The sequence below is a fragment of the Ignavibacteriales bacterium genome (assembly GCA_026390815.1).
Classification (GTDB): domain Bacteria; phylum Bacteroidota; class Ignavibacteria; order Ignavibacteriales; family SURF-24; genus JAPLFH01.
On record JAPLFH010000033.1, the window covers coordinates 247,313 to 259,919 of the forward strand.

The window sequence follows — 12,607 nt, forward strand, 5'->3', positions numbered from 1 at the left end:
ATGAATGATTCATTTGAAAATTTTGCATTTACTGAAATTGATATTAAGGGAACTGGTTCCAGAAATATTATAAAATCTAAGGATGTAAATATTTTGGGCAAAGCGGTTATCACTATTGATGAAGAAAGCAATAATGGAGTTAAAATAATTCTAAAAAAGGATGACAAAGAAAATATTAAAGAGATTAAGTTTGTTTGTTCCTGCGGGGAAACAAAGTCCGTTATTCTGGATTATTCTGACGAATAATTTACACCTGCACACATTTAGCCATTCTTTTATTCCGATTACTAAATTTAGTTCATAGATTCTGAATATATCTGCTGGCACCACATTTGTCCTTTTTGCTTTAACTTAAAAGCAAAAGCAATATGCCAGAACCAACGATAAAAGTTTTAGAAAGACTGATTTCATATTCAGCGTTACGGCAAAAAGTAATCAGTAAAAACATCGCTAATATTTCTACGCAAAATTACCAGCGCGAAGAAGTTAAATTTAACGATCTACTTACGGAAGGCATAAATGCAAATCTAAAAGCCACAGAAACCCAGCATTTTCAAAGTAAAAATTTATCATCAGCAGATCCATCAGAGTTTACCGTGGTAAAAGATACTGAGACAGAAATGTTATCCGGTATTAACAACGTTAATATCGATAAAGAAATGGCTGACCTGGCAGAAAATTCAATAATGTATAAATTCGCTGCAAAAAAATTACAATTATATTTTAGATCTCTGCAAGAAGTAATTAAAGGACAAAGATAAAATATGAAGGTAGGTTTGAACTTCAATGGTTTTAATATCAGCGCAAAAGGAATGAGCATCCAAAGAAAAAAAATGGATCTGGTTGCAGAAAATATTGCAAACATGGATACTACTAAGGCTGAAAATGGTAAACCTTACCAAAGGAAATTTCTTATTGTAAACTCCGAAAATAAATTACCCGGCATTGAATTAAATAAGAATTCAATTCAATTAAGAACAACTGACATTGAGCATATCCGGCAGGAAGTTGTATTAGTGCCGGAAAATAATTCGGATTTACAAATAAATGGTAAGGAAATTGAAGACTCATCTACAGGTAGCCAAGTCTTTATGCCAGAACATCCGGATGCAAATGAAAAAGGTTATGTAACAATGCCTAATGTAAATATAATTACAGAAATGGTTGATATGATTGCTGCCTCCAGAGGATATGAATCGAACTTAACAGCTTTCAATGCTTCAAAACAAATGGCTAAAGATTCACTGGAGATATGAGAATGAAAATTTCTACTAATGCAATTGGAAATTATAATCCCTATCAAATTAATAATACGCTAAAAACAAACAGTGCTGCTCCAACCACAAAAGTTGATGCGGTAACAAAAGAAGAGAAAGAATTTTTTGTACAGCTTTATCCGGAAAACAAAAAAGAAATAATGGATTATCATTTTTACAAATCTACAGGCAAAATGTCCGGTGTTGCCCTGGGATCAATTTTCGATAGAAGAGGTTAACATGGGAATTGAAGGAATAGCCGGTTCAATAAAATTAATTTCACCGGAAAATACAATTGATAAAAGCAGCAGCCCGGGATTCGGAAATGTTTTTTCCGATTTTATGAAACAGGTAAACGAAGACCAGGCAACATCTAGCAGGATGTTAAATGATTTTGCTTCCGGAAATGGTGTGGAAATTCACGAAGTAATGATAGCTGGTGAAAAAGCCAAAACCAGTTTAGACCTGCTTATGGAAATACGAAATAAATCAATTGATATGTTCAAAGAATTAAGTAGAATTTAAAAACGTGGAACAGAAAAATTCTTATCTTCAAAATATTTTTCAAATCTTTAATAAACTCTCCATCCAGCAGCGTTTGCTAATTGGTGGGGTTTTTATTGTTTCAATGTTCCTTTTTATACTCGTCCTTTTCTTTTTAAACGAACCCAACTATCAGGCATTGTATACAAACCTTGCCCAGGAAGATGCTTCTAAGGTTGTAGAATATCTTACCTCCCAAAAGATTCCGTATAAGATAGAAGATAATGGTCAAACCATCCGCGTTGCAAAAGAAAAAGTATATGAAGCGCGTTTAGCTCTTGCCGGCAAAGGCATTCCAAATAGCGGAATTGTTGGTTACGAAATTTTCGATAAGACAACAATGGGAATGTCTGAGTTCATGCAAAAACTTAACTACAAGAGGGCGCTCGAAGGTGAATTATCCAGAACAATAACCCAGCAGAATGGAATTGTTGGGGCAAGAGTACACATTGTTTTTCCTGCAAAATCTGTTTTTAAAGAAGAGCAAAAAGAACCAACTGCATCTGTGGTGCTAAAAATAAATCAATCGTTCGAGCTAACGCAGAATAATGTTTTAGCCATTTCTCATTTGATTGCCAGCAGCGTTGAAGGATTAACGCCAGCACGCGTTACCATAGTTGATACAAAGGGTAGATTACTATCAAAAGAATTGAATGATAATGCACTAAATGGATTTACAAGCAAACAATATGAAGTTAAGACAAACGTAGAGAATTATCTTGCAGGAAAAGCACAGAACATTCTGGATAATGTTTTGGGTTATGGCAATGCAATTGTAAAAGTTAATGCCGAACTGGATTTCAACCAGGTTGAAAAAACGATGGAACAATACGATCCGGAGTCTCAGGTAGCAATTAGTGAACAGACAAATAAAGCGGCAAGCGGCGGAAAAAGTTTAAGCGATTCTAATTCCGTTAATAATGAAAATTCCATTACCAATTACGAAGTAAGTAAAACAATTGAAAAAGTAATTGCACAAACCGGAGCAATAAGACGGCTTACAGTTGCTGCAGTAATAAATGGAGTAACTAAGGAAGTTACAAAAGGAGATAAAGTAGAAAAAGTTGTAAATCCACGCACTGAAGAGCAAATGAAACAGCTTGAGCAAATCGTCCGACAGGCTGTGGGTATTGATCCGGTAAGGAATGATCAAATTTCTATTATCAATATGTCCTTTGAAAACCCGAATGGAATAGAAAAAAATATTGAAGAGGAATCCGTTGGAAATAGTTTAGAAAAATGGATTAACCTTGTTGTTATTATTGCCTCAATTATTGCAGCAATGATAGTATTGCGAATTTTGTTAAAGAGATTAAAAAACGAAAAAATAGTAATTGGAACTTATGGCCAAAACTATGGCAATGTAGGTGGAGTTAACTTCATCGAAAAGCAATTTACTGAACGACCAAAAATTGCTGAAGAAAAAAAAGCAATCGATCCGCCAAAGAAAAAACGGTCGCTTCTGGAAATTGGCGACATTACAGATGAAATAAGTGATGAAGCAATTACAAAACAGGTTAAACATGAAAAGCTTACTAATTATGTTGCCCAAAATCCTGTAGAAGCTGCAAGGTTGATAAATCTTTGGTTACGTGAAGATGAATATTGAAAATTAAAATAATATGAAAACTGCAAAAACTGTAGATCTCTCCGGACTTCAAAAATCGGCGCTACTTATGATTGCGCTGGATACTGACTCTGCTTCACAGGTATTTAAAAGCCTTGATCCTGCTGATATTGAATTAATCTCAGCAGAAATATCGAAGGTAAAAAATATTTCTTCCGATGTTGCCGATTCGGTTCTTAATGAATATTACGATATGGTTATTGCCAGGCAGTATATGCTCGAAGGCGGCTTAGAGTATGCGCAGGAAGTACTGGAAAAATCATTTGGTCCCGCAAAAGCCATTGAGATTATCGATAAAGTTAAAAGTATAACAACTCTTCGCGGATTTGATGTTCTTAAAAAAGCCGATCCACAACAGCTCGTTAATTTCCTAAATAAGGAACATCCGCAAACTATTGCGGTTATTCTTTCACATCTTCATCCTGATCAAACTGCCGGTGCCTTAAAAGAATTGCCTAAAGATTTACGTAATGAAGTTATTTACAGAATGGCTACACTTGGTAAAATTGCTCCGCAAACTTTAAAGCAGATTGAAAAAGTTGTTGACGAATTAGCCGGAAGCGCAATCAGTCAATCAATTAGTAAAATTGGTGGAACCAAAAGCCTTGCAGCAGTTCTTAACAGAACAAGTATTGGTTTTAGCAAAGAAGTGTTAGGAGAAATTGAAGCAATGGATTATGAATTGGCTACAGAAATAAAAAGGTTGATGTTCCTGTTCGACGATCTAATTCATATATCCAACAAAGATATCCAAAGAATTATGAAGGAAGTTGATAGAAAAGATCTTGCGCTTGCACTTAAAGTGGCAGATGATAAAGTGAAGGAAAAAATATTTTCAAATATGTCTGAACGTGCCGCCGATTTGCTGAAAGAAGAATTGCAATATATGGGACCAGTAAAATTAAAAGAAGTTGAAGGTGCGCAGGCAAAAGTTGTTGACGTTATTAAAGCTTTGGAAGAGCAAGGCGAAATAAGTGTTACCGGACGTGGTGGTGCTGAGGATGTTTATGTCTAACGTTATTAAACTAACGCGCAGACCTCAAAACCTTAAAACTGAAATAGGTGATGAATTTTTTTTTGAGGCTAAGAAGGAAATTGAAATTCAGTTGGCTCAAAAACAAGAAACACAACTTCGCTACGAGAAGGCTTTTCTGGAAGGGTATGAATCTGCTAAGCAAGAACTGCAGAATGAAATTGATAACCAGGTAATGCAGAAAGCTGAAGAATTCTACAGGATACTTGCAAGTTTTGAAGACAAACTTTCCGCTTACGACTCATCCCTGCCGGAGGTAATTTCCAAAGTTTCCGTAATGATTGCGGAAAAAATTGTTTCTACGGGATTGGAAGGTAAATCAAATATAGAAGCAACAATAAAAAAAGCCGTACAAAAAATTATTGGCGCCAGCGAAATTTTAATCAAGTTGAATCCGAAAGATTACGAAATGCTGAACGCAAACAATAATTTAAACTCCCTGGATAATTCGAACGCTAAAGTAAAATTTGAAGTAACTGAGAAAATAGCTATTGGTGGTTGTTTAATAGAATCTGAAATTGGAAATGTTGATGCAAGAATTTCCTCACAGTTAGAAGAAATGACCCGGGCATTTCAAGGTAATTTTTCCAATGTAAATTCAGATATGTAATAGGGTAGATTTTTTAAACGACAATAATTTTGAATACATGATACTGGATTTGATAAGATGGAATTAAGTGATTTGTACATAAACCAATTTAAAGGACTGATAGATCGAGCCGATTTAATTAAGTTGAATGGAAAGGTGACTGATGTAATTGGACTAATTATCATTTCCTCCGGACCGAATGTAACCCTTGGAGAAGTTTGTACGATAATAGATAGAGCGGGACGAGAGGTTTGTAAAGCAGAGGTTGTTGGTTTTAGAGATGGAAAAGTTCTTTCAATTGCCTTAGGCGAAGTAGATAAAATATCTCCACTTTGCGAAATAATTGCATCGGGGCAAAGTTTTCGCGTTGGTGTTGGTGAAGGTTTACTTGGCAGAGTACTGGATGGTTCAGGAATTCCAATTGATGGAAAAGGATTAATTGAAGTTTCGTCTATAAGAGATATTCATAATTCGCCGCCAAGTCCATTAGACCGAAAAAGAATTTCGGAACCACTTCAGTGCGGGGTAAGAACAATCGATTCCCTTTTAACCTGCGGTAAAGGGCAGCGTATTGGAATTTTTTCCGGAAGCGGTGTAGGCAAAAGTGTTTTGCTTGGTATGATTGCACGTAATACAAATGCAGATGTAAACGTTATTGTCTTAGTTGGTGAACGGGGAAGAGAAGTTAGAGAATTTATTGAAAAAGATCTGGGCGAAGAAGGATTGAAAAGATCGGTTGTAATTGTTTCTACCAGCGATACACCGGCTTTGCTTAGAATTAAAGCAGCATTTATCGGCACAACCATAGCAGAATATTTTCGGGATTTAGGAAAAGATGTTGTACTAATGATGGACTCCGTAACCCGCTTTGCAATGGCGCAGCGCGAAATAGGATTAACCATTGGCGAACCACCAACTACAAAAGGATATACACCTTCTGTATTTGCAATACTTCCTAAATTGCTAGAGAGAGCTGGTAATGGAAAGCAAGGTTCCATCACCGGGTTTTATACCGTTCTTGTTGATGGTGATGATTTTACAGAACCAATCGCTGATGCTGTTAGATCAATTTTAGATGGACATATTGTTCTTTCCAGAAAATTGGCAAACCGCGGGCAATTTCCTGCTATCGACCCTCTTGCAAGTGTAAGCAGAGTAATGCCGGATATTGTTTCTGCTGATCATAGAAAGCGTGCCGCAACTTTTAATGAAATACTTGCAACTTATAATGAGGCTGAAGATTTGATAAATATTGGAGCTTATGTAAAAGGCAGCAATCCGCAAATTGATCATGCTTTAACTAAAATAAATCTGTTAAGAAATTTTCTAAAGCAGGATATGAATGAGAAAGCTGTTTTTAAGGAAACAATACAAAAACTTAATATGCTTATTGAACCAAATTTAATTTGATGATTTATGGCAAAGTTTCAATATAAATATGAATCAATAAAAAATGTAAAGAAGAGCTTAGAAAAGAAAGCTCAAAAAGAATTAGCTGCTTTTGATTTTCAGATTGAACTTATAAAAAAAGAAATCATTGATCTGGAGTTAAAGAAAAATCAAATAAAAATTAATACGGAAGAAAATAAAACTATAAAAATTTCCGAAGTACATACGAAAATATATTATGAATCTTTTTTGGATGAGGCAATAAAAACGTTTAAGGATAAAATGATTATTGTTGAAAAAGAACGAGCAGAAAAGTTGAACGAATTGATTTCTAAAAGTAAGGAATATAAAATTTTTAAAACTCTGGAAAATAAAGAACAGCAGGATTTCTTAATAGAAGATAATAAAACTCAACAAATTCAGATGGATGACATTTCAGTTCAAAAATTTGCACGGGGGAAAAATTGAAAGCCTCATTACTATACGCATTAACCTTTATAGTCGCATTTCTTGCCGTAACTGGTTTATTAATGATAGTTAATGAAAAAGTTCAAAACGTATTTTGGTTGGATTTTAGCCCAGCACAAAAAATAACCGCGGTTTCAGATTCATCTAAAAAATATAATTCAGCAGATGTTAATAAAGCACAAGATTCTCTAATTGCAAAGAAAGATACTTTGCAAGTTCTACAAAAAGATTCAATTAAAATACCGACCAAAAATATTACAGCTTTACCAGAAAAACAATTGGACAAAACTGAAATTAAAAAACCAGAAGTTAATAAAGTAGTTGATCAAAAAGATAAACCACCGGTCATCAATATTCCTAAAGAAAAAATTAAAGAACCAGAGATAGTTCTAACTGCAAAAATTCCAGACAGCACTTTTAATAAATGGAAGAAAGCGACGGTGAAAATTTATGAATCGATGGATGCAAAAAAAGTAGCTAAAATTATTAAAAATTTATCCGATAATGAAGCCAGAGAATTAATCTATTCAATGAAAAAGAAAAAGGCGGCAGAAATTCTTTCCAATCTGGATGCTGATACGGTAAAAAGAATAACAAGGTTACAATGATGGTTTTTAATCCTCTCTTCTTTAATGCACCCGGCACTAATGAAGAATTGCGTTCACTCAAAGCTTCAAAATCAAATTTAAATAATTACCTTTTTGCAGATATAATTAAAGTTTACAATTCAGAACTTTTACCAAATACTCAAACACTTTCGCTTTCCAAAACTTATACAGAAAATCTTTTAGCTCTGGGAAGTTTAAACGGCAAAACAATATTTTCAAATAATAGCAGCGAAACATTATCGCCAAACTTAATTCCAGAACTGGTTGAGAATTCAAATGTGCAAAATTCAATTTTGTCCAACCTTGCTGGATTAACAAATATTACCAATACAAGTAATATTAGTAGTAATTCTATTAAAGAAGTTGATTCAACCACCTTGCTTTCAATTCTTGCCAGTACCATACCGGCATTAGCAAAATTGTTTAATTCAATTTCAGCTATTGAACAACCTAAAGTTGATTTAACAAAATCCGAAAACGGTTTAAGCTTTAAAGGAGAAATATCCAAAAATTCAATTGGAGAATTATTACGTAATTTATTAAAGAACATTACTCCAGAAAATTTAGGCGATGACGCTACCAGCCAAAGTCTTAATGGTAAGATTAAGGAAATATTTAAAGCAATTGAATCCGGGAAAAGTATTTCAATAAATGTTAAAAACCAGAATGGTTTGGTTCAACTAAATTTTAATCCGAACAAAAATAATTTATCTAATAAACAGATTAATGAAAATGAAGAAGATTTTAATTCTGATTTGGTTGTAACTGGTAAAGTAGTAAATCAAATTATAAATAAGGTTTCGTATATATCTAAAATTGAAGCACAGAATTCCAATTTAATTTTTAATCCAAATACTGATAGCTTAAGAGCCGCACAAGTATCCGATGCTGAAAAATTTAATTTAGATGACACAGAAAAAAATAATATTGAGAAAGCATCGGCTTCTTTTCCTGAACCTACGATTATTAAAATTGAAGTAGGAAACGCTACTCTCGAACATAATTCTATTGATGATTCACAAATATATTATCCAGCTCAGGATTTTGAAAAAGTTGGCTACGAACAATTTGATATTCTTGCTAACACTACCGGTAAACAAGATTCGACCTTTCAAAACAAATTACTTGTTCCTGGTTTACAAGAAACAAACACCTCAGCCGATCTTTTGAAAATCCAGGATGGCGGGATTATTTTAAATATAGAAATCAAAAATTCTCCTTCAAATAATTCCATCGAGTTACTTCAGGACATGACCACTAAAAATGCAACTCCGGATGCCATAACTGAAATGATTCAGCAGAATAATGTTCAATCCCAGCAAAAAGCTGATGTCCCAGACTCCAACATTATAAAAGGGAATACTTCTTTTTTGGTCTCAAAAGAAAATTTACCACTTGAGAGCGTTTCTGAAAATGAAGTTATACCAGAAGCAAATAAATTTGTTCAAAGCACCATACAACCGAAAGTTCTTGAGGCAGATGGATCGTTAAAGGAAATAAAATTTTTTAAGACGGGAACAACAAATCAAACTGAAATTAGTAATCCGCAAGAGATTATTTCAGATAAACCAACAACAAATATTATTGATAAATCACAACCGGGTCTAAATGCATCTGCGGAATTGGAAACTGAAAAAGTATTGGTTGACTCGAATAATTCTCCGATAATTAAACAGACGGTAAACCCCGGTAAAGATGAGACATTAAAGGAAATTAAGTTCTTTAATCCAGAAACAATAAATCAAATTGAAAAGAGCAATGAGCCAGAAGTTGTTTCAGAGAAACAGACGACAAATATTATTGGCAAATCACAATCAGATTTAGCTACTAAACCTGCTGGAATAAATGTTGAAAAAGAGTTGGTTGATTCAAAGAATCTTAAACTGAATAAACTGCAAACGGAAGAACCGGTGAAAGAGGGATCAGTAAAGGAAATTAAAGTTTTTAAGTTAACAACAAATCAAGTTGAAAAGAGCAATGAGCCAGAAGCTATTGCAGAAAAACAATCGACAAATATTATTGGCAAATCCCAAACAAGTTCTTCCAGTGCATCAGAAGTAATTAAATCCGGTGTGACAATAAAAGGCAGTGATGAAGAAAAAATTAAAACATCCATCAAGCCAACAACTAAAATATTGGAACCAGGTGGCTACGATACTGAGATAAAGGTTAAGAAGGAATATGTAACTACCAGCCGGACTTCAGTAGAAACAATCACTCCCAAAACTAATGCGGATGGTAGTGCACTTACAAACAAAGCTGCAAATGTTCCAGCAAATGAAGTACCTAAATTAAATGTAGATGATAAAAATTCCCAATCACCAGCTAAGGAAATTAGTAATTTAGAAAAGCCAATCGGTTTACAGGAAGCACAAAAAAAATCCTTAAACCAACAATCTTTTGGTAAAACTATTTCAGTTCCCAAGGAAAGTGAAAATGTTACCAACCAAAATAAAATTAAAATTGTTGTTAATGATGAGCAAAGTGTTAATGAAAATAAAACTTCTCAACCATCACAAAAAATAGTTTGTGAGTTAACAGCAGATAAAAAATCAGGTAGTGCCCAACAATTGCAAAGTGCACTTCAAGCTGATATTAAAGAGACAGAAGCAAATAAGATTAAAACAACCACAACACAAGGTAATATTAAAACGAAGGATAAGAATATTGAGGTTGTACAAAACCAGGATAAAGTTACGAAAGAATCCGAGTCTGATAAAAGTAATCCGGAAAAAGTAAAAGTGAAAAAAGATTTTGCTGCACAGGCACAAATAAAATCCGGGAAACCAGCAACTGAAGAATATAAAACTAACATAAAAGAAAGTGTACCAGTTGAATCAGATCTAAAGAAAAATGTTGTGGTTAAAGGTGAATCTATTGTAGCGAAAGAGAGCAACCAAGTTGTAAGTAAGGTGAAAAATCCTGAAAAGATAGATCAAAAAAAAACAGAATCATCGTTAAAAGAAACTGTAACGATAAATGAATTGCCCGAAAGCGAGTTTGTGAATGAAGAAACATCAAACAATCCGGATGATCTTCATATTAAAACAAAGAAAATATCCAACTTAAAATTAATAAATCAAAGCAGTGAAAATATCTCCATAGAAAAAATATCAGTAAAAGAGGGTATTGTAAAATCGGTTCCGGTTTCAAATGAAAAAGATGATACTTTAAAAATTAGCAAAGAGAAAGTGAAGGAAGTTGAAGCGAAAGAAATTGAAAGCAAAGGTTCCCTAAAAAATGATAAACCACCGGTTGTTAAAAATGAAGTTAATGCTGATAAGATTATTCCATTAACAATGCAAGTTGAAAAGGAATCCAATCCTAAAAATTTAGCTAAGGTAGAAACCATCAAGACCAATGCAGCGGAGTCCGATTCGCCATTAAAAGGTAGTTTAAATACGCAAAATAATTCAGATGAGAATCAATCGAATTCCTCTCAATCCGGCAAAAAACAAAATCACGAAAGTATTGCCAATACAAAAGAAATTTCCGGATTAACTAAAACGGCAGGTATGGATGCAACTGGCGGTTTTGATAGTAATAAAACTGTTAAATATGAAAACATTTTAAAAGAAGTTTCCCGGTTCATTATAAAGCACGAAAAGAATTCAATTACTTTTAACGTTGAGCCAGAAAATTTAGGCAAACTTAAAATTACACTTGATATAATGGAGAATAACGCAAAGGTTCATGTTGAAGTGGAAAACGAAGCGGTAAAAAAGCTTATTGAAAATAATGTAACGCAGCTTTTCCAATCTTTAAACCAAAGCGGATTATCACTTTCATTTCTTCAGGTATCTACAAGTGAACAAAAACAAATGAAGCAGGGAAATCCATCTAAGAAAAAATTTGATCTGGAAAAAGAATTGCTTACAGATGTAGACGAAATATTTATGACAAAGAATTTGGGTTATAACACATACGAGTTTTTAGCATAGGAGGATGAAATGGTAGATTCAATATCAAATTTATTTGGAAATCAAAGTCAGGTAAATCAAGGTACAGGAAAAAGTGTTCTTGGAAAAGATGATTTTATGAAGCTGATGATTCAGCAATTAAAATTTCAGGATCCGTTGAATCCTATGGATAGTTCTCAATATTCCGCACAGCTTGCACAGTTTAGTTCCTTGGAACAGTTGACAAACATTAACGATTCGCTTACAAAATCAATTGATGCAAATTTCCAGTTGACTCAATCGATCAACAATACTTTGTCATCAGCATTGATTGGCAAGTCTGTTAAGTTGGGCGGAGGCGATTTAAATTATACCGGGCAAGATAAAGTAAACATGGGATATAGTCTTGCAGAGGGTGCTGATAATGTAGATGTAAAAATTTATGATGAGAATGGAAATGTTGTTAAAACATTTTTAAACAGTGCAAATGGAACTGGTGAGCATAAACTTTCATGGGATTTTACCGATAATGATGGTAATAAAGTTGCAGTTGGAAAATATACATTTAAAGTGGAAGCAAAGGATTTGAACGGAGAAACAGTTACGGCAGAAATTTACAAGCTTGGTGTTATTGATGCAATCAAATTTTCTGAATCGGGTACAAAATTAATGGTGGATAATCTTGAATATTATTTATCAGATGTAAGCGAAATTCAGAATAACTCTGATGGAGGGAAATGATGTCAGAATTAATTAACGGAATCAATGTTCCATTCATTCCCATTGTTCAAAACGATGATTTTGAACCGGGTAAAATAAAAGGGAATGGCAGGAGCTTCGATTCGATTTTTAAGATTGAACTTGATAAGCTTAAATTTTCCAGCCATGCCACAAAACGGCTTGAAGCAAGAAACATCGAGCTTGATGAAAACACGCTTGGCAAACTGCAATCCGCAGTAGACAAAGCAGAAGCAAAAGGTTCAAAGGATTCACTTGTAATGCTTGATGAAACAGCTTTTATAGTAAACATTCCAAACAGAACCGTTATAACAGCATTACATAAAAATGAAAACAAGGATAACATTTTTACAAACATAGATAGCGTAGTATTCGCATAAATTTTTAATTAACACAAGAGCGGGACCTTTTGAGGACGCTCCGGATCTGGCTGACTGACTGATGCCGGATCAAACAA

Annotated in this window: 14 protein-coding genes; all 14 read left to right on the forward strand. The window is 33.9% G+C overall.

The features are described 5' to 3' along the window. The 14 genes from NTX22_10870 to NTX22_10935 all read left to right on the forward strand — a co-directional run bounded on the left by NTX22_10870 (position 1) and on the right by NTX22_10935 (position 12,530). Positions 1–246 carry a hypothetical protein gene (locus NTX22_10870; protein ID MCX6151018.1) on the forward strand — a complete coding sequence of 82 codons (246 nt, stop codon included), beginning with the start codon at positions 1–3 and terminating at the stop codon, positions 244–246. Between the two features lie 122 nt (positions 247–368). Beyond that, positions 369–761 carry a flagellar basal body rod protein FlgB gene (gene flgB, locus NTX22_10875; protein ID MCX6151019.1) on the forward strand — a complete coding sequence of 131 codons (393 nt, stop codon included), beginning with the start codon at positions 369–371 and terminating at the stop codon, positions 759–761. A 15-nt stretch (positions 762–776) separates the two neighbouring features. After that, a complete protein-coding gene (gene flgC, locus NTX22_10880; GenBank protein MCX6151020.1) occupies positions 777–1,256 on the forward strand; it encodes a flagellar basal body rod protein FlgC in 480 nt (159 codons plus the stop codon). Between the two features lie 2 nt (positions 1,257–1,258). Further along, positions 1,259–1,495 (forward strand): hypothetical protein, encoded by a 237-nt coding sequence (locus NTX22_10885; protein ID MCX6151021.1) that lies wholly within the window; start codon positions 1,259–1,261, stop codon positions 1,493–1,495. A gap of 1 nt (position 1,496) precedes the next feature. After that, positions 1,497–1,781 (forward strand): flagellar hook-basal body complex protein FliE, encoded by a 285-nt coding sequence (fliE, locus tag NTX22_10890; protein ID MCX6151022.1) that lies wholly within the window; start codon positions 1,497–1,499, stop codon positions 1,779–1,781. Between the two features lie 4 nt (positions 1,782–1,785). Continuing rightward, on the forward strand, positions 1,786–3,408 hold the full coding sequence (fliF, locus tag NTX22_10895) for a flagellar basal-body MS-ring/collar protein FliF (protein ID MCX6151023.1): 1,623 nt from the start codon (positions 1,786–1,788) through the stop codon (positions 3,406–3,408). Positions 3,409–3,421: 13 nt separating this feature from the next. After that, positions 3,422–4,441, forward strand: coding sequence for a flagellar motor switch protein FliG (gene fliG / locus NTX22_10900; GenBank protein ID MCX6151024.1), 1,020 nt, complete (start codon positions 3,422–3,424; stop codon positions 4,439–4,441). Further along, complete coding sequence (locus NTX22_10905; protein ID MCX6151025.1) at positions 4,434–5,069, forward strand: FliH/SctL family protein; 636 nt, start codon at positions 4,434–4,436, stop codon at positions 5,067–5,069. Before fliG ends, NTX22_10905 begins: the two co-directional genes overlap by 8 nt. 57 nt (positions 5,070–5,126) lie before the next feature. Beyond that, entirely contained in the window at positions 5,127–6,458 is a 1,332-nt protein-coding gene (gene fliI, locus NTX22_10910; protein MCX6151026.1) for a flagellar protein export ATPase FliI, read from the forward strand. A 6-nt stretch (positions 6,459–6,464) separates the two neighbouring features. Then, complete coding sequence (locus tag NTX22_10915; GenBank protein MCX6151027.1) at positions 6,465–6,905, forward strand: flagellar FliJ family protein; 441 nt, start codon at positions 6,465–6,467, stop codon at positions 6,903–6,905. After that, positions 6,902–7,513, forward strand: coding sequence for a hypothetical protein (locus NTX22_10920; GenBank protein ID MCX6151028.1), 612 nt, complete (start codon positions 6,902–6,904; stop codon positions 7,511–7,513). The genes NTX22_10915 and NTX22_10920 overlap by 4 nt, the downstream gene beginning before the upstream one ends. Beyond that, on the forward strand, positions 7,510–11,454 hold the full coding sequence (locus tag NTX22_10925) for a flagellar hook-length control protein FliK (GenBank protein MCX6151029.1): 3,945 nt from the start codon (positions 7,510–7,512) through the stop codon (positions 11,452–11,454). The genes NTX22_10920 and NTX22_10925 overlap by 4 nt, the downstream gene beginning before the upstream one ends. A 9-nt stretch (positions 11,455–11,463) precedes the next feature. Beyond that, positions 11,464–12,153, forward strand: coding sequence for a flagellar hook capping protein (locus NTX22_10930; GenBank protein MCX6151030.1), 690 nt, complete (start codon positions 11,464–11,466; stop codon positions 12,151–12,153). Then, complete coding sequence (locus NTX22_10935) at positions 12,150–12,530, forward strand: flagellar protein (GenBank protein MCX6151031.1); 381 nt, start codon at positions 12,150–12,152, stop codon at positions 12,528–12,530. Before NTX22_10930 ends, NTX22_10935 begins: the two co-directional genes overlap by 4 nt. Positions 12,531–12,607 lie beyond the last annotated feature (77 nt).